We start from the raw sequence: 17,183 nt of genomic DNA on the forward strand, positions 1-17,183 counted from the left end.
ACGGTGCGCTCCGGGGAACGAAACGCCCATTAACGGTACCTGCCGCCCGCGCGGCCGGCAACGCACGCGCATTACCCGCCATTACTGACCGCGACCTTTCGCGGCGCCGGCCCGCGTTTGCATCGCGCGCTGGATGCACTGTATGGCGGCCCGTTTCGGAAAAACGATTCGGATAGCGAACGATTTTTTCGCCAACATCCACGCGCGGAGAAGTCAGGCCCGGAAATGTGCCGAGGCCGGTCTCCCTCTCGGGAGGACCGGCCTCGGTGTGCCGCTATCGGGCGCCGCGAGCGAGCGCGGCTTCTGGATCACGGATCAGTAACGCGGCGGGGGTGGCGGACGACGGTCGTCGTCGCGGTAGCGCGGGGGACCCGGATCATGCGGATGACGGTGCATCCACTCGTCGTGCTCCCAGTAGCGGTGGCCATCGTAGTAACGGCCCTCGTGCCAGCCAATCGACACGTGTGCGTCCACCGGCATCATGTGCGGCGCGCCGTATTGGTGTGCCGAATCGGCACGCGCGCCAAACGGCGCGGACTGAGCAAACGCGCTCGATGCGCCCAGCAAGGCGCCGCCGGCGACGAGCGCAGCAGCGATAGCGCGGGCGGGGGTCTTCCAGCTCTTCGTATTCATTGCAGTTACCTCCTCTTCGATTGCGTCGTCGCACGGCAGCGATGTGCCTTGCGTTGCGACCACGGTTCAAAGCTTATCGGTCGGAAGAGGGGCAATGCGTGACTACTTGTAAGCTTTCGTTTCATACGATTCTTCCTGCACAAAAGGCGCAAAAGGGCCGATCTGACAATCGGCCCTTGATGCAGAAAGGATTAAACGCCGCCCTTCGCAAATGACGGAAAGCGCCCGAGGGTCGGGCTGTCAACTGACGTTACATTCGGGCTGCGGTGGCCGCCCGAATGTCTCGTGGATCGCAGTCGATGCATGCCGCAAAGACTCACAATGCCTTTTTTACCGGTTCGTCTGAGGCGGCGATTGCGGAGCTTGCGCCGCTTCTGCGCTGCTCAAATCGATTGCGCTTTGCGAATTCAGTTGCGTGCGCAACTCATATTTCTGGATCTTGCCCGTTGCCGTGCGCGGCAGCTCGCCGAATCTCACGGCGCGCGGCACCTTGTAGTGCGCGAGAAAGAGCCGGCAGTGCGCGATGATCTCCTCGGCCGTGGCGCTCGCGCCGGGCCGCAGTTCGACGAACGCGCAAGGCACTTCGCCCCACTTCGGATCGGGCATCGCCACGACTGCGGCAAGCGCGACGGCCGGGTGGCGATACAGCGTGTCTTCGACTTCGATGCTCGAAATGTTCTCGCCGCCCGAAATGATGATGTCCTTGCTGCGGTCGGTGATGCGCACGTAGCCGTCGGGCGTCATCACGCCGAGGTCGCCCGTGTGGAACCAGCCTCCGCGGAACGCCTCTTCAGTCGCTCGCTCGTTCTTGAGGTAGCCCTTCATGCAGATGTTGCCGCGGAACATGATCTCGCCGAGCGTTTCGCCGTCCGCCGGCACGGGCTCCATTGTCTGTGCGTTGCGCACGCTCACGCCGCTTTGCAGGTGATAGCGCACGCCCTGGCGAGCGGCGAGGCGCGCCTGCTCGTCTTCGGGCAGCGTCTTCCAGTTTTCCTGCACCGCGCACACCGCCGCGGGGCCGTACACCTCGGTCAACCCATAGACATGCGTGAGCTCGATGCCGATCGACTTCATCTTCGCGATCACGGCGGGTGCGGGCGGCGCACCGGCGACCATCGTGTGCACCGTGTGGGCGATGCCTTCGCGATATTCGGAGGGGGCGTCGGCGAGTGCGCCCTGCACGATCGGCGCGCCGCAATAGTGCGTGACGCGCTCACTGCGAATGAGGTCGAACACGAGCTTCGCGTCGAACCTGCGCAGGCATACGTTCACGCCCGCGCGCGCGGCGATCGTCCAAGCGAAGCACCAGCCGTTGCAGTGAAAGAGCGGCAGCGTCCAGAGGTACACGGCGTGCTTGGGCAGATCCCATTCGAGGATGTTGCTCACCGCGTTGAGGTAGGCCCCGCGATGGTGATAGACCACGCCCTTGGGGTCGCCCGTGGTGCCCGAGGTGTAATTGAGCGCGATGGCGTCCCATTCGTCGCTCGGCGGCGTCCAGGCGAACTCGGGGTCGCCCTGTTCGAGGAAGGCCTCGTAGTCGGTCGCACGCGCGAAGCTCTCGGGATCGGCGGGCGCGATGTCGGCCACGCTGATGATCTTGAGGTTAGGAAACGCGATTGCCGCGCGCTGCGCGAGCGCGGCGTATTCGGTATCGACGATCAGCGCCTTCGCTTCGCCATGACGCAGCATGAACAGCATGGTTGCGACATCGAGTCGCGTGTTGAGCGTGTTGAGCACGGCGCCCGCCATGGGCACGCCGAAGTGCGCCTCGACCATGGCGGGGATATTGGGCAGCAGTGCCGCCACGGTGTCGCCGCGGCCGATGCCCGCCTGCGCGAGCGCGCTGGCCAGCCGCCGCGTGCGCGCGTAGGTCTCGCGCCAGTTGCGGCGTACGTCGCCGTGGACCACCGCGAGCCGGTCGCCATAGACTTCGGCGGCGCGGGCGATGAAATCGATGGGCGTGAGCGGCACATAATTGGCCTCGCACTGCGCGAGACCTTCTTCGTACGGGTGCAACATGGCGATGTCTCCAGACGATAGATTGGGCCGGGGCGGCCGGTTATCGGTTTATAGGTATGATTCGCGCTACCGTAGCAGGGGCGCGCCTGCCAGTCTGTCGCCGGCACGACAGAGCAGGCCGCTTTGCACGATCCCGATCGATACGATCCAGCCAAAAATTGACTTAACCCAGGAAAGCGCGATGTCGCAATCCATTATGCCCCCAGACCCGGCGCCGCCCGAGCGCGATTCATGGCGCGAGGGCGAACGCATCGACGCCGCGAACGCGCCGCGTCTTGCCGCGCTCTTCGAGCGCTGCACGTGGTTTCGCGCGCTCGCGCCCGAGCATCGCGCCTGGGTGCTGGCTTCCTCGCATGCCCACGGCTATGCCGCGGGCGCCATCGTCGCCGCGCGCGAAGCGCCCTCCGACTGGTGGCTCGGCGTGAGCCAGGGTCTCGTGAAGCTCGCGATCTTCAACGCTTCGGGGCGCGGCTGCACGTTCTCGGGCGTGCCGCATGGCGGCTGGTTCGGCGAGGGCAGTGTCATCAAGCGCGAGCCGCGCAAGTACGACGTGATCGCGCTGCAGCCGTCGCTCGTCATGGCCGTGCCCGCGGACACCTTTCACCGGCTCATGGACTGCAGCCTGCCGTTCAACCGCTTCGTGATCCACCAGCTCAACAACCGCATGGGCGAGTTCATCGCGCTGATCCAGAACAGCCGGTTGCTCGACGTGGATGCGCGGGTCGCGCAGTCGCTCGCGCAAATGTTCAATCCCGATCTCTACCCCGAGACGGGACGTGCGCTCGACATCTCGCAGGAGGAGATCGGCATGCTGGCGGGCGCGTCGCGGCAGCGAATCAACCAGGCCTTGCAGACGCTCGAGCGGCACGGGCTCGTCTCGCTCTCGTACAACCGCGTGGATGTGCTCGATCTCGATGGGCTGCGCGCATTCGGCCGCGATCAGATCTGAGCGCACAGAAGTCCTCACCAATCTTGCGCGGAATAGAAGACTCTCTCCCGCGCGAGCCGGTTTTTGCCCATTGCACCTCTGCGTAGACTTTGCGCATCGACTCATCGCGCCACACGGGCCGTGAGTCCTTGAACAAAGAGGAAAGCAAGGTGAAGAATGTAATGCTCCGCGCGGCGGTGGTTTCTATGATGGCGATCGTGCCCGCTGTGTCGTTTGCCCAGTCCGCCGGCAACGGCAATGGCCCGGTGACGCGCGCTCAGGTGTCCCAGGAGCTGATCGATCTGGAGTCGGTGGGCTACAACCCTTCGGCGGCGAACAACGCCACGTATCCCGACGACGTGGAGCTCGCCATGCGCCGCCTCGCGGAAAAGCGCGCCGAACAAGCGCGCCTCGCGCAAGAGCGGCAGCGCCAGGAACCGGTCGCGCAATCCGGTTATGGCGACCCGCCTGCGGTGAACGTGGAAAGTGGCGGGCCCGCTACCGTGTCAGGCGGCGAGCCGTCGCGCGTGTATCGCCATCATTGACAGCGCCGTTCGACGTTAAGAGACGCTCCGCTCGGTAACCGTGCGCGAGCCGTGCGCGGGATGCCGACGCGCACTGCCCCAATCAGCGTGTCGACCGGGCGGCGCAGTTCGTATCGGCCGCGCCGCACGCCGCCATCCGGGATGCCGAGGTGCCCTCCGCGCTGGCCGCGATGTCCGGCGGCACGCCGAGCAGTTGCAGCGCGCCGGCCGTCACGCCCGCGAACACGGGCCCAGCGACCGTGCCGCCATAGAAGGCCTTGCCCGCCGGGTCGTCGATCATCACCGCCACGATCACGCGCGGTGCGCTCATCGGCGCCATGCCGACGAACAGCGCGCGATAGCGGTTCTTCGCATAGCCCGCGCCGATCTGCTTGCGCGCCGTGCCCGTCTTGCCGCCCACACGATAGCCGTCCACGTTGGCGGCCCGCCCCGTGCCGCCGTCGCTCGTCGCCATCTCCAGCATCTTGCGCATGGCGGCCGCCGTGGCCGGCGTCGTGACGCTGCGCGGGCCCCTGGCCTGCGTTGGCGTTTGCGCGCTGCCCGGGTCGCCTTGCCCATCGCGCAGCAGCGTGACCGGATGCAGCGTGCCGTCCCCGGCGTAGGCCGTGTAGATCTGCGCCATCTGCAGGAGCGACGCGGAAAGGCCATAGCCGTACGCCATCGTCGCCTGCTCGATGGGCCGCCAGCGCGCCCACGGCCGCACGCGGCCAGCCGCCACGCCGGGGAACGTGACGCCGGGCTTCTCCCCAAGGCCGTACGCCTGATACTTGTCCCAGATGGTCTGCGCGGGGAGATTCAGCGCGAGCTTGGCGAGCGCGATATTGCTCGACTTCTGGATGGCCTCGGCCACGGTCATGCGGCCGTGGTTCGAGGTGTCGTGGATCGTTGCGGGGCCGATGCGGTACGTGCCCGGCGATGTGTCGATGATCGTGTTCGCGTTGACCTTGCGCAGATCCATCGCGAGCGAGACCACCACGGGCTTGATCGTCGAACCGGGCTCGAACGTGTCGACCACGGCGCGATTGCGCAACTGATTGCCGGTGAGCCGCGCGCGGTCGTTCGGGTCGAATGAAGGCCAGTTCGCGAGCGCGAGGATTTCGCCGTTCTGCGCGTCGAGCACCACGACGCTGCCTGCCTGGGCGTGGTGTCTGGCCACGGCCGCCTTGAGCTGCGTGTAGGCGAGCTGCTGCACGCGGCGGTCGATCGTGAGTTGCACGGTTTCGCCGTTGCGCGGCTGCACGCGTGAGCTGGGCTCCGAAACCACGCGCCCGAGCCGGTCGCGGATGACTTCGCGCTGGCCCGGCGTGCCGCGCAGCCGCGCGTTGGCGGCGAGCTCCACGCCCTCCTGGCCCGCGTCTTCGATATCGGTGAAGCCCACCACGTGCGCCGCCGATTCGCCCTCGGGGTAGTAGCGCTTCGAGTCCGCGATCAGGGTGATGCCCCCGGTGCCCATCTCGTCGATGTGCGCCGCCGTTTCTGCGTCCACCTGGCGCTTGAGCAGCACGAAGGAGCGGTCGTTGCCGACGCGCCGGGCCAGCTCCGCGAGCGGCATGTCGAGCAGGCGTGCGAGCGGCGCGTGCGCGGCCGCATCGAGCAGCCTGGGATTCACCCAGACTTCGAAGGTCGCGAGGCTCACGGCCAGCAGCGCGCCGTTGCGGTCGACGATGCGCCCGCGCATGGCGTCGAGTTCCAGCGTGCGCTGGTAGCGCTTTTGGCCCTGCTTCACGTAGAAGCCGTGATTGGCCACCTGTACCCAGAACGCGCGCCCCGCCAGCGCCGCGAAGGCCGCGAACGTGACGAACACGATGAACCTGGAGCGCCACGCGGGCAGGCGCGGCGCAAGCATCGGGTGACGGGTCGCGGCCGCGTGCGGGTCGCGCGGCGGTTTCCTGGAGCGGATCATCGGCAAGGCGGGGTGGGGGGCAGCGTCACATTGTAAACATTGTGTAATTTAATTGAAATGCTGCGCGCACGCGCGCCACGCGGCCGGGCGCGCGTGGCGGGCCGTCATGCGGCTGGGGGCGAACAGGGGAGGCGGAAAACGAAGCGGGCCGCGAACGCGGCCCGGCAGGAAGGCGGGGGAATCAGCGCCGCGGCGTCAAGCGTGCGCCGGCAACTGGAAGCTCGCGATCGACTCGCGCAGCACGTTCACCTGATCCTTGAGCGAATGCGCAGCGGCCGCGGCCTGTTCGACGAGCGCCGCATTCTGCTGTGTCACCTGATCCATCTCGCCCACGGCGCGGTTGACCTGCTCGATGCCGGCGCTCTGCTCGCGCGAGGCGTTGCTGATTTCCTCGAGGATCTCGTGCACGCGCCGCACCGACTGCACGATCTCGGTCATCGTCGAGCCCGCATTGGTCACGAGCTGCTGGCCTTCGGTCACGGTGCCGGTGGACTTTTCGATCAGCGCCTTGATCTCCTTGGCGGCCGTGGCCGAGCGCTGCGCGAGACTGCGTACCTCGGCGGCCACCACTGCGAAGCCGCGGCCCTGTTCGCCCGCACGCGCGGCTTCCACGGCCGCGTTCAAGGCCAGGATGTTGGTCTGGAACGCAATGCCGTCGATCACGCCGATGATGTCGCCGATCTGCTGCGAGCTCGTCGTGATCTCGCCCATGGTGCGCACCACGTCGTCCACCACGGCGCTGCCGCGCGTCGCGACGTTGGCGGCCTCGCTCGCGAGCGTCGCCGCATGCTGGGCGCTGTCCGCGTTCTGGCGCACGTTCGCCGTCATCTGGTCCATGCTCGAGGCGGTCTGCACGAGCGCCGCCGCCTGCTCCTCGGTGCGCTGCGAGAGATCGGTGTTGCCTGCCGCAATCTCGTTGGCGCCCACGTTGATGTTCTCCGCGCCGCTGCGCACGCGCGAGACGGTTTGCACGAGCGAGGCTTGCATCGTTGCGAGCGCACGCATCAGGCTGTGCTCGTTCGAGCCTTCCACGTGCACATGCAGGCTGAGGTCGCCGTTGGCGATGCGGTTGGCCGCGTCCACCGCCCCTTCGAGCTCGCCGCCGATGCTGCTGCGCACGCTGCGCACCACGAACACCATCACGGCGGTGGCGGCGGCGCCCAGCAGGAAGGTGACGCCGAGCCAGTGCAGCAGGCTGTCGTAGAACTCGGCGCGCACGTCGTCCATGTACATGCCGGTCACGATCACCCAGTCCCACGGCGCGAAGCGGCGTCCGTAGCTCGTCTTCTGCACCGGTTCGCTCTGCCCGGGCTTGGCCCAGAGGTAGTCGAGGAAGCCGCCGTTCGGGCCGCTCGCCGCGTTCACGAGCCCAGTGAATATGTGGGTGCCCGCGGGGTCGGTGGAGGCGCTGAGGTCCTTGCCGTTGAGCTCGGGCTTGATCGGGTGCATCAGCATGACCGCCTGCGAGTTGTTGACGCTCAGATAGCCGTCGGAGCCGTAGCGGATCGAGCCGATCACGGCGAGCGCCGTCTTCTGGGCGTCGGCTTCGGATAGCGCGTTGCGTTGCGAGAGGCCGTAGTAGTAGTTCGCGACGCTCGCCGCTTCTTCCACGAGCGTGGTGAGCTGCGCGCGGCGCTCGCGGATCATCGCCTCGCGGCTTTGCCAGGCGCCAAACGCGACGATCAAGATCAGGCCGATCCAGAGAATCGCGATCATCGAGCGGAGTTTCTTGTTGAGGGTCATCTTCTGCATGGTCGGTCGGGTGTCGAGATGGGCTGCTTGACGGTCCGGACGTGGGTGCGAACGAGGCCGTCAGCCTGTGTTAACGGCTCGCGCAAACGTGCGCGCGACCCAGGGGGAACCCTTGCCCAGGCAGCTTTTCCTCATACAAAACAACAAACTTTGATGTGGAGCAAACATCGGCGAGCGCGCCTACGGACTTCGGCGGATGGACGAGGGGCATCGTCGGAATCGGGAGCGGAAACCTGCGGTGCCGGGAGCGAACCAGCGGTGCAGGCGCACCATCGGCACGCTCATGCGAAATCCCGGCTCGCCAGCCGTTTCGGAAATGCATGCGACGCGAACCACAAGAAGAACCGCGGCGCTCGTGCATTGCGCCGGCAAGCGCCGTTTCTCGCGAGGAATGCAACGCCCGGTCGTGGAGACCGGGCAGGCGGTCACACCGGGTCTTTGTCGGGCGGCCCCTCGGGCTGCTGGGGTTCGTCGTTGTGATGTCCCGGTGGCGGCGGGGTGAGGGGGTCGCGCTCGGGGTCCCGCGTCGGATCGGCGAGCGGATCGGGAAGCGGATTCGTATGCGAACAGATCATCGCGAGTTCCTCTTGCGCTAAAAGCGTTTCGCCGCGTTGTGCGCGTCACCTTATAGCCTAGGCGATCGATGTCATGCCTGGTGGACAATCGGGGCGGCGGTTATCAATCGCAATCTTCAGCGCTTTTCAGTCACGCGCGCCTGCAATCGGAACATCGCGCCGCACATGGGCCCGGCAATCGATCAGAGCCCGTTCAGGTCGGCGGGCGTGTCGATGTCGCGCAGAATGCCGGGGTCGTCCACTTCGACGCGAGTGACCAGGTGCGAGCTCAGCAGCGATCGGGCGCCCGCGTCGCCGTCGAGCGCGACGAGCGCCGCGCGGTGCGCGTAGCCGAAACCCACCGGGTGCCCGCGCTGCCCGCGATAAAACGGCGCGACGAGGGGCGCTCCTCCGTCCAGCGAACGCGCCACGGCTTCGATCGATTCGACCGAAATGCACGGCATGTCGGCGAGCGCGACGATCCAGCTCTCCGCTTCATGGTCGGCATCCACACCCGCGGCAAGACTTGCGCCCATGCCGCGCCCGGCGTCTGGCGCGAACACCACGTCGCAACCGGCGTCGTTGAGCACATGCGCGAGCGTCTCCGCACCGGGGCGCACCACCGCGATGACTTTGGGCACGACGCGCAACAGCCGCTGCGCGGATTCGCGGGCGACACAGGTGCCCTCGGGAAGGGGAGCGAGGAGCTTGTTGCGCAGACCGTGGGGATCGAAGCGCGAACCGGTGCCGGCGGCGAGCAGCACGCCGGTGGCGAGCGAAGCATAGGCCATGGGTGTGGAACGCCGCGAAGAGGGTGATCAGTGATTGTGCGGCGCGCGCGCGCGTGAGGCAAGTGGCGCGCGCGAATACTTCGGCATTCGCCGACACCTCATGCACCGCGCGAGTGCAGGTCCTGCACTGCAGCCGCCTCAGTGCAGATCATGCAAGCGAATTCATCTGCGGAACGACCTTGTCGAGCGTGATCGGCAAGTCGCGCACGCGCACGCCGGTGGCGTGAAACACGGCGTTCGCGATGGCCGCCGGCACGCCGGTGATGCCGATCTCACCAATGCCGCGAACGCCGACCGGGTTGAAGCGCAGGTCCGGCTCGCCGACGAACAGCACGTCGAGTTCGCCGATGTCCGCGTTCACGGGCACGTGATACTCCGCGAGGTTGTTGTTGGCGATGCGGCCCATGCGCGTGTCGAAGAGGCCCTCCTCGTGTAGCGCCGTGCCCACGCCCCACACCATGCCGCCCATCAGCTGGCTGCGCGCCGTCTTTTCGTTGAGCACGCGCCCCACGTCGTAGGCGCCGACGATGCGCGCCACCCGTATGGTTCCGATATCCGCATCGACATGCACTTCGGCGAACACGGCGCCGAATGAGTGAAACGCGTACTGCTGCTTTTCCGCGCCCGGCTTCGCGGCCACCTGAGCCTCGATCGGCTGGCCGCCCGCGCGCGCGATGACGGCGGCGGCCGGGTCGCGGCGCGCACTGTCGCTGCGGCTCACGACCCAGCCGTCCTGCACGGTCACGTCATCGGCGGCGAGACCGTAGACGGGCGATGCGCGATCGGCGCGCGCAAGCGCCATGAGCTTGTCGCGCGCCGCCGTGGCAGCGGCCTGCACCGCCGGCGAGACGCTCGCGGCCGATTGCGAGCCGCCGGAGACGGGCGCTTGCGGCAGCGTCGAATCGCCCAGCGCAAAGCGAATGCGGTTGGGCGGGAAGCCGAGCGCGTCGGCGGCGACCTGGGTCATCACCGTGTACGTGCCCGTGCCGATATCCTGGGTGCCCGATGCGACCATCGCCGTGCCATCGGGCAGGATGCGCGCCACGGCGGCCGCCTCGCTGCGGTTCGCGGGATAGGTCGCGCTCGCCATGCCAAGGCCGATGAGCGTGTTGCCGTTGCGCATGGCGCGCGGCGTCGCGATGCGGCGCGACCAGTCGAAGCGTTGCGCGCCCGTTTCGTAGCATTGACGCAGCGCCTTCGACGACCACGGCTTGCCATCCTGGGGCTCGCTTTCGGCGTAGTTCTTCAGGCGCAGCGCGACCGGGTCCATCTTCAGTTGCCAGGCGAGTTCGTCCATCGCCGATTCGAGGGCGAACGAGCCCGTCGTTTCACCCGGCGCGCGCATGAAGGTCGGAGTGCCGACATTCAGTGGTACGACACGATGGCTCGTGCTGCAATTGGGCACCGCGTACATCATGCGCGTGACGAGGCCGCACATCTCCAGCCAGTCTTCGAACGAGGAGGTGTGGGCGAGCGTGTCGTGGCGCAGTCCGGTGAGCGTGCCGTCCGGGCGTGCGGCAAGCGAGAGATGCTGTTCCGTGTGCGGGCGCGAGCCGACCGGACCGAACATCTGGGGACGCGCGAGCGCCAGCCGCACGGGGCGCCCCGTCTGCTTCGCAGCCATCGCGCACAGGCTCACGTGCGACCACGACGAACCCTTGCAGCCGAAGCCGCCGCCGAGGAACGGCGAGATCACGCGCACGTTGTCGGGCGCGATGCCGAACACGGCCGCTACGGCGGTGCGGGCGCCGCTCACCCCCTGGGTGGCGTCGTAAAGCGTGAGGTCGGGGCCATCCCAGTGCGCCATCGTCGCGTGCGGCTCCATGGGATTGTGGAATTGCGTGGGCGTGGTGTAGACCGCCTCGACGCGCACCGCGCCTTCCTGCAAGCCCGCTTCGACGTTGCCGCGCGTCGATTCGACGGGCCGCCCCATCGGGCTCGGCGGCGCATGGGCCTCGCCTTTCGCGCTGTCGAAGTCGAGCGTGGCCTGCGTGGGAGCGTAGGTGATGCTCACGTGATGCGCGGCGTCGGTGGCGTGCTCCAGCGTGTCGGCCACCACGACCGCAACCGGTTCGTTGCTGTAGCGCACGACGTTGTCCTGCAGCAGCGTGAGGTGTCGTCCTGCCGGCGGTTTGAGCGGTGTGCGTCCGCCGTTGGGCAGGCGCATCGCGTTCCGGTACGTCATGACGAGCAGCACGCCCGGCATGGACTGCGCGCGGCTCGTGTCGATCGACGCGATGGTGCCGCTCGCGATCGTGCTCGTCACCAGCACGCCATGCGCAAGCCGCGTTTCGGGGAAATCGCTCGCATAGAGGGCACCGCCCGTCACCTTGAGCACGCCGTCTATACGGTCCATGGGTTGTCCGGTCAGCATGCTCATGCGAAGTCTCCATCGCGGTTGCCTTGCCCGGCAGCGAGCATCGTCGAGCGGATGATCGCGCGCTGGGCGAGCCCGACCTTGAAGGCGTTGCCGCTGAGCGGCTTTGCCTGCGCGAGTTCCGCCGCGGCCGCCTCGCGCAGCGTCGAAGCGCTGAGCGTGCGGCCCGCGAGATGCTGCTCCGCCACGTTTGCGCGCCAGGGCCGATGCGCCACGCCGCCGAGCGCGATGCGCGCCGTGCGAACGCGATGCCCGTCGAGCTGGAGCGCGGTGGCCACCGAGACCAGCGCGAAGGCGTAGCTCGCGCGGTCGCGGACCTTGAGGTAGTGCGCATGCTCGCTGAACAAGGGCGGCGGCAAATCGACAGACGTGATCAGTTCACCTGATTGAAGCGTCGTGTCGAGATCGGGCCGGTCGCCGGGCAGGCGATGGAATGCGCCGAACGCGATGGTCCGCGCGCCGCGCGGGCCGCGCACCTGCACGGTGGCGTCGAGTGCCGCGAGCGCGACGCTCATGTCGGACGGATTGACGGCCACGCATTGCGCGCTCGCGCCGAGGATCGCGTGCATGCGGTTGAAGCCGCCGACTGCCGCGCAGCCGCTGCCTGGCGCGCGCTTGTTGCATTGAGCGAAAGCGGTGTCGTAGAAATACGCGCAGCGCGTGCGCTGCATGAGATTGCCGCCCACGGTCGCCATGTTGCGCAGTTGCGGCGAGGCGCCCGCGAGCAGGGCCTGCGAGAGCAGCGGATAACGGGTGCGCACGAGCGTGTGATTGGCTGCGTCGCTGTTGCGCACGAGCGCGCCGATGCGCAGGCCGCCATCAGGCAGCGTATCGATGCGATCGAGCGCCTCGATGCGCGTGATGTCGATGAGCGTCACCGGATGCTCGATGCCGCCCTTCATGAGATCGAGCAGATTCGTGCCGCCGCCAATGAAAGCCGCACCGGGACGCTGTGCGGCAGAGATCGCGCCATCGACGTCGGCGGCGCGCTGGTAAGAGATGGCATCCATGGCCGTGCCTCCGCTCTCACGCGCTGGCGGCGTGCGCGTCGCGCACTGCGGCCACGATGTTGACATAGGCGCCGCATCGGCACAGGTTGCCGCTCATGCGCTCGCGTATTTCCGCATCGCTCAGTTGCGCGGGGCGCGTGCGAACGTCGGGCGTTGCGGCGCTGGCTGCGCCAGTCTTGAATTCGCTCAGGCACGCCGTTGCCGAACACAGCTGACCTGGCGTGCAGAAGCCGCACTGGAAGGCGTCGCGTTCGATAAAGGCGCGCTGCACGGGACTCAGCGCGGCCGCGCCGGCGAGGCCTTCGACCGTGGTGATGCGCTCGCCCTCATGCATCACCGCGAGCGTGAGGCAACTGTTGATGCGCCGGCCTTCCACCAGCACCGTACATGCGCCGCACTGCCCGCGGTCGCATCCTTTCTTCGTGCCGGTGAGGCCTGCATAGTCGCGCAGCGCATCGAGCAGCGTGACGCGCGGCTCGATATGCAGCACATATTCGCGGCCGTTGATGTCGAGCCTGACCGGTTGTGCAGGCGCGGGCGCTGGCGCTGGCGTTTGGGCGCCCGGCGCATTCTGCGCACGCAGATGAGGCGCTGCGCCCAGTGCGGCAGCGGCAGCGGCCGATTGCAGAAAACGGCGGCGCGCGACGTCGGCGGGCGCGCGCGAGTTGGGAGTTTGAGAGGCGTCGTCGCAGTCGCACGGCGCATCGAGGGGACGTTCGTTGGACATGGCGGTCTGCGGACTCCAGGATGAATAACGTGAACCGGGACTTCTAGCGCTAGCTGCGCATGAATGCGCAGGGCTTCTTCTTCACAGCGTCGCGCCTCTTTTGCGCAGCAATTCCGGTGCCGCGGTTGATCGGCCGGGCACGCCAGGAACTGAAAATTGCACTTCCAGAGCGCGAAAGTAAAGCGCTAACGTGTGAATTTTTCAGTGCAGAGGGTTGACTGTCGTAGCGCTGTCGCGTGGCTGACGCGAGCGTGGCACGCAGCTGTCGCTGCGGACAGATTTGCAATTCTGAAGGCCGAAAAAAGCGCTTTGAAAGATGGCGCGCGCGATCCTGTTTTGCGAAAAGGCTACGCGCGCTCTTCCTGAAGATATCGATGCACGAAGGCGATGGCCATGCTGCCTTCGCCAACGGCCGAGGCCACGCGTTTCACCGGGCTCAGCCGCACGTCGCCGCAGGCGAAGATGCCGGGCACGCTCGTTTCGAGCAGATAAGGGTCGCGCCGGTGCGCCCAGCGCCCGGCCTTTACGTTATCGTCGCCGGTCAGCACGTAGCCGCGCTTGTCGCAGGCGATCTCCGGCGGCAGCCAGCCCGTTTCCGCGTCCGCGCCGATGAAGACGAACAGGCCGCCGCACTCGCGGCGGCTTACGCTCTCGCTCGCCGTGTCGCGAACGTCGACGGCGGTGAGGTGCGTATCGCCATGCACCCCGACCACTTCGGCGTTCAGTTCGACGCGCACATTCGTCTTTCCCGCGAGCTGTTCGACCAGGTAGCGCGACATCTTGTTCTCGAGCGAGTCGCCGCGTACGAGGAGCGTAACGGCGCGTGCATGACTCGCGAAGTACAGTGCGGCTTGCCCCGATGAATTGCCGCCGCCGATCAGATACACGTCGAGTCCATGCGTGCCGCTTGCCTCGCTGCGTGCCGCGCCGTAGTAGATGCCCTTGCCGATGAAGCGGTCGAAGCCTTCGATCGCGAGGCGCCGCCACGTCACGCCCGTTGCGAGAATGAGCGTGCGCGCGCGCACCACGTCGCCGCCGTCGAGGTGGACTTCGCGCGCAGCGGCATCCACGCGATCGACGGCCCGCGTGACGAGGATCTCGGCGCCAAGCCGTCTGGCCTGTTGCAACGCGCGGCTCGCCAGCTCGTCGCCGGATATGCCGCCTGGAAAGCCCAGATAGTTCTCGATGCGCGAGGAGGTGCCCGCCTGACCGCCTGGCGCTTCGCGCTCGACCACAATGGTATGGAGTCCTTCGGATGCGCCATAGACGGCAGCGGCGAGCCCTGCGGGCCCGCCGCCGATGATCAGCGTGTCGTATTCCATCAGACGCGGTTTGGTCTGCAGCCCGAGACGCTCGGCAAGCTCGCGCGTGGCAGGGCGGCTCAGCACCGTGCCATCGGCGAGGCGCAAAGCAGGGCAGTCCCGTTCCTCGGGGCAGGGGCCGCTCCAGCGGGAGTTGAGATCGGGTGCGTCGGGCGTCATCCACTCGCAGCTGATCTGGTTGCGCGCGAGGAACTGGCGCAGGTTTGCGCAAGCCGGGTCCCAGCGCGCGCCCACGAGGGTGACGCGCGTTTTCGGCGGTTCCGCGGAAAGGCCTTGCAAGCCGCCTATGCGTTCGCGCGCGAGCGCGCCCATGCGGGTGGCGACTTCGGAGGAGGCGGCGGCGAGCGCGTAATAGTGCTGCGCGTCCACGCGCATGACGCGCGAGGGAACGGCAGCACGATAGGCGCCGGGAAACGGCGAGCTCAGCGCGAGCGGCACTTCGCCGAAGATCGTACCGGGCGTGCGCCAGCCAAGCGTGCGCTCGACGCCGTCGAACAGCTTGACGACCTCCATCTTGCCGGACAGCACGGCGTAGAGCGCGCGCTCGCCGCCTTCATGGACGGCGTATTCGCCGGGGCACAGGTGCAAGTCTGCAGAGGAATTGGCGAGGCGCTCGAGTTCGGCTTCGGGGAGCGAGGAGAAAAGCGGGACCGCGCGGATTTCGTCTAAGGTCAGCATGGCTTCGCAAGGTAGCGTGCAAGCAGCAAACGACGAGGGAAGGGCGACGCTCATGCAGTATAGGCGGCGCGCATGCGAACCGTTCGCCGATTCAATCGACTGATGAATGGCGCCCAAAATGGCGCGCGACGTCGAGGCGATCCGAGCCGCCGCGAACGGCGGCGCCGACCTCGCTTTCGACATGGTCACGCCACCGATCCGAACGCTACGCTCGCCGCGCTGCGCAGCCTGTGCTGCAACGGCCGCATGGTGCTCATGGGCAGTATGGAGGTGGACTTGCCCATCACGTATCGGTAGATGCTGATCAACAATTGGGAGCTGATGGGGCACTTCATGTACAGCGGCGCGGACTTTCGGGCGCTGATCGCGCTCGTGCGGTCGGGGCAGGTGCCGCTCGATGCCATTGAGCTGGAGCACCATCCGCTCGAAGCGCTGGAAACCGCGATCGATGCCGCCGAAAAAGCGGAAGCGCTGACGTGCGTGACGGTCTGCACGTCGTAACGGGCGGTACTCGCTAAAACAAACGGCCCGCAGCGTGACGCGTGCGGGCCGATTGCGTTGTGAGCGCAACGAGGCTCAGTCGATGCCGTGAAACACGGCGTCGTCCGGGCCGAGGTACGCAGGCGGACGCCATACGGCGTCGCGCATCGAGTGCTGCACGAGATTCTCCACGCCCAGCAGCACCGCGAATATCGCCATGCGAACCGGAATGCCGTTGTCGGTCTGGCGGAAGATCGCGAGGCGCGGATCATGGTTCAGATCGGTCGAGAGATCGTTCGCGCCCGGGCGGCTGTCGCGCGGCAGCGGGTGCATGACGAGCGTCTCGGCGCTGCAGCACTCGTCCATCAGCGCCTGGTTGATCTGGAACTCGGGCGTGTAGCCTTCGAACGACTCGTCGGCGAAACGCTCCTTCTGGATGCGCGTGGCGTACACCACGTCTGCGCCGCGCAGGCCCGCGCGCAGGTCGTGCGTTTGCTCGACCACGTGGCCGTTGGTGGAGATCTTGTCGACGATGTACGCCGGCATTTCCAGCTGCGGCGGCGAAATCAGCGTGAACTTGATGCCGCGATAGAGCGCGAGCAGCTTCACGAGCGAGTGCACCGTGCGGCCGTACTTGAGGTCGCCCACGAGCGCGATATGCGCGCCGTCGACGATCTTGCCCAGACGCGAGAACTCGCGCTGGATCGTGTAGAGGTCGAGCAGCGCCTGGCTCGGGTGCTCGCCGGGACCGTCGCCGCCGTTGATCACGGGAATGTTCACGGCGCGCGCGAATTCGGCCACCGAGCCTTGATCAGGATGCCGAATCACCATGGCATCCACGTAGCCGGCCATCACGCGGCTCGTGTCGTAGATCGATTCGCCCTTCGCCATCGAGGAGAACGTGAAGCCCGTCGTGTCGCACACCGAACCGCCCAGCCGGCAGAACGCGGCGCCGAAGCTCACGCGCGTACGCGTGCTGGCTTCGAAGAACAGGTTGCCGAGCACCGCGCCTTCGAGCACGCGCGAGATTTTCCGGCGGCGCGCGATGGGCTGCATGATGTCCGCCACGCGGAACAGCTTCTCGACGGCGTCGCGCGAGAACTGATCGACGGAAAGCAGCTGCGGTTTGCCTTCGAACTGCATCTGGCTCGCGAGCGACTGTGAATCTACGCTTTGCGTATAGCCTTCGCGCGGCTCGGCGCTGCCGACGATTTCCGAGACGAAGCGCTCGACGATTTCCGGCATGGCGCGCGATTCCTGCGACTCTTCGGGCAGCAGCCACGTATCGAGCGCGCGGCGCGAGACGCCGATGCGGCTCGCGAACGCATCGCGGGTCATGTTCAGACGCCGCATGGCGTCACGGAGGAAGGCTTGTTGCGGAACGCTCATGCTGGCACCCGTGATGGCTGGTTGATGTACGCGGTGCGTATATTAGTTCGGCGGCGCGAGAAGTCAAGTTCTTTT

14 protein-coding genes are annotated in these 17,183 nt (G+C 67.0%); 3 read left to right on the forward strand and 11 right to left on the reverse strand.

The window, feature by feature from the left end; translation table 11 throughout:
• Positions 1–315: 315 nt before the first annotated feature.
• A complete protein-coding gene (locus VSR34_RS23305) occupies positions 316–633 on the reverse strand; it encodes a hypothetical protein (protein WP_028209621.1) in 318 nt (105 codons plus the stop codon).
• Positions 634–963: 330 nt separating this feature from the next.
• Complete coding sequence (locus tag VSR34_RS23310) at positions 964–2,652, reverse strand: acyl-CoA synthetase (RefSeq protein ID WP_342963672.1); 1,689 nt, start codon at positions 2,650–2,652, stop codon at positions 964–966.
• Between the two features lie 196 nt (positions 2,653–2,848).
• Here VSR34_RS23310 and VSR34_RS23315 point away from each other — a divergent pair, with 196 nt between their 5' ends.
• Together VSR34_RS23315 and VSR34_RS23320 are read left to right on the forward strand one after the other, a co-directional pair.
• Positions 2,849–3,601 (forward strand): Crp/Fnr family transcriptional regulator, encoded by a 753-nt coding sequence (locus VSR34_RS23315; protein ID WP_342963687.1) that lies wholly within the window; start codon positions 2,849–2,851, stop codon positions 3,599–3,601.
• 149 nt (positions 3,602–3,750) lie between these two features.
• Positions 3,751–4,125, forward strand: a complete 375-nt coding sequence (locus VSR34_RS23320; protein ID WP_028209618.1) for a DUF4148 domain-containing protein — start codon at positions 3,751–3,753, stop codon at positions 4,123–4,125.
• Between the two features lie 82 nt (positions 4,126–4,207).
• Here the strand turns inward: VSR34_RS23320 and VSR34_RS23325 are convergent, their stop codons facing one another.
• The 8 genes from VSR34_RS23325 to VSR34_RS23360 all read right to left on the reverse strand — a co-directional run bounded on the left by VSR34_RS23325 (position 4,208) and on the right by VSR34_RS23360 (position 15,239).
• Positions 4,208–6,028: a penicillin-binding protein 2 gene (locus VSR34_RS23325; protein ID WP_342963673.1), complete on the reverse strand. Its 1,821-nt coding sequence runs from the start codon at positions 6,026–6,028 to the stop codon at positions 4,208–4,210.
• Between the two features lie 195 nt (positions 6,029–6,223).
• Positions 6,224–7,771, reverse strand: coding sequence for a methyl-accepting chemotaxis protein (locus VSR34_RS23330; protein ID WP_028209617.1), 1,548 nt, complete (start codon positions 7,769–7,771; stop codon positions 6,224–6,226).
• Positions 7,772–8,205: 434 nt separating this feature from the next.
• Entirely contained in the window at positions 8,206–8,355 is a 150-nt protein-coding gene (locus VSR34_RS23335) for a hypothetical protein (protein WP_167334413.1), read from the reverse strand.
• A 182-nt stretch (positions 8,356–8,537) separates the two neighbouring features.
• Positions 8,538–9,125: a nucleotidyltransferase family protein gene (locus tag VSR34_RS23340; protein WP_342963674.1), complete on the reverse strand. Its 588-nt coding sequence runs from the start codon at positions 9,123–9,125 to the stop codon at positions 8,538–8,540.
• Between the two features lie 148 nt (positions 9,126–9,273).
• Complete coding sequence (locus tag VSR34_RS23345; protein WP_028230645.1) at positions 9,274–11,505, reverse strand: xanthine dehydrogenase family protein molybdopterin-binding subunit; 2,232 nt, start codon at positions 11,503–11,505, stop codon at positions 9,274–9,276.
• Entirely contained in the window at positions 11,502–12,512 is a 1,011-nt protein-coding gene (locus VSR34_RS23350) for a xanthine dehydrogenase family protein subunit M (RefSeq protein ID WP_342963675.1), read from the reverse strand. The genes VSR34_RS23345 and VSR34_RS23350 overlap by 4 nt, the downstream gene beginning before the upstream one ends.
• A 16-nt stretch (positions 12,513–12,528) precedes the next feature.
• Complete coding sequence (locus VSR34_RS23355) at positions 12,529–13,239, reverse strand: 2Fe-2S iron-sulfur cluster-binding protein (RefSeq protein ID WP_342963676.1); 711 nt, start codon at positions 13,237–13,239, stop codon at positions 12,529–12,531.
• Between the two features lie 347 nt (positions 13,240–13,586).
• The gene (locus VSR34_RS23360) at positions 13,587–15,239 is read right to left on the reverse strand and encodes a cyclic nucleotide-binding domain-containing thioredoxin-disulfide reductase (protein WP_028209612.1); all 1,653 of its coding nucleotides are present in this window, start codon (positions 15,237–15,239) and stop codon (positions 13,587–13,589) included.
• Positions 15,240–15,536: 297 nt separating this feature from the next.
• Here VSR34_RS23360 and VSR34_RS23365 point away from each other — a divergent pair, with 297 nt between their 5' ends.
• Positions 15,537–15,740 (forward strand): hypothetical protein, encoded by a 204-nt coding sequence (locus VSR34_RS23365; protein ID WP_342963677.1) that lies wholly within the window; start codon positions 15,537–15,539, stop codon positions 15,738–15,740.
• Between the two features lie 75 nt (positions 15,741–15,815).
• Here the strand turns inward: VSR34_RS23365 and VSR34_RS23370 are convergent, their stop codons facing one another.
• The gene (locus VSR34_RS23370) at positions 15,816–17,108 is read right to left on the reverse strand and encodes an aspartate carbamoyltransferase (RefSeq protein ID WP_028209610.1); all 1,293 of its coding nucleotides are present in this window, start codon (positions 17,106–17,108) and stop codon (positions 15,816–15,818) included.
• Between the last annotated feature and the right edge of the window lie 75 nt (positions 17,109–17,183).

This window comes from Paraburkholderia sp. JHI2823, from assembly GCF_038900695.1.
Lineage (GTDB): Bacteria > Pseudomonadota > Gammaproteobacteria > Burkholderiales > Burkholderiaceae > Paraburkholderia > Paraburkholderia mimosarum.

What these genes read in the sequence shown, in the direction of transcription:
- VSR34_RS23305 (WP_028209621.1), bottom strand. Translation starts at nt 633, where the DNA reads ATGAATACGAAGAGCTGGAAGACCCCCGCCCGCGCTATCGCTGCTGCG.
- VSR34_RS23310 (WP_342963672.1), bottom strand. Translation starts at nt 2,652, where the DNA reads ATGTTGCACCCGTACGAAGAAGGTCTCGCGCAGTGCGAGGCCAATTAT.
- VSR34_RS23315 (WP_342963687.1), top strand. Translation starts at nt 2,849, where the DNA reads ATGCCCCCAGACCCGGCGCCGCCCGAGCGCGATTCATGGCGCGAGGGC.
- VSR34_RS23325 (WP_342963673.1), bottom strand. Translation starts at nt 6,028, where the DNA reads ATGATCCGCTCCAGGAAACCGCCGCGCGACCCGCACGCGGCCGCGACC.
- VSR34_RS23330 (WP_028209617.1), bottom strand. Translation starts at nt 7,771, where the DNA reads ATGACCCTCAACAAGAAACTCCGCTCGATGATCGCGATTCTCTGGATC.
- VSR34_RS23335 (WP_167334413.1), bottom strand. Translation starts at nt 8,355, where the DNA reads ATGATCTGTTCGCATACGAATCCGCTTCCCGATCCGCTCGCCGATCCG.
- VSR34_RS23340 (WP_342963674.1), bottom strand. Translation starts at nt 9,125, where the DNA reads ATGGCCTATGCTTCGCTCGCCACCGGCGTGCTGCTCGCCGCCGGCACC.
- VSR34_RS23345 (WP_028230645.1), bottom strand. Translation starts at nt 11,505, where the DNA reads ATGAGCATGCTGACCGGACAACCCATGGACCGTATAGACGGCGTGCTC.
- VSR34_RS23350 (WP_342963675.1), bottom strand. Translation starts at nt 12,512, where the DNA reads ATGGATGCCATCTCTTACCAGCGCGCCGCCGACGTCGATGGCGCGATC.
- VSR34_RS23355 (WP_342963676.1), bottom strand. Translation starts at nt 13,239, where the DNA reads ATGTCCAACGAACGTCCCCTCGATGCGCCGTGCGACTGCGACGACGCC.
- VSR34_RS23360 (WP_028209612.1), bottom strand. Translation starts at nt 15,239, where the DNA reads ATGCTGACCTTAGACGAAATCCGCGCGGTCCCGCTTTTCTCCTCGCTC.
- VSR34_RS23365 (WP_342963677.1), top strand. Translation starts at nt 15,537, where the DNA reads ATGCTGATCAACAATTGGGAGCTGATGGGGCACTTCATGTACAGCGGC.
- VSR34_RS23370 (WP_028209610.1), bottom strand. Translation starts at nt 17,108, where the DNA reads ATGAGCGTTCCGCAACAAGCCTTCCTCCGTGACGCCATGCGGCGTCTG.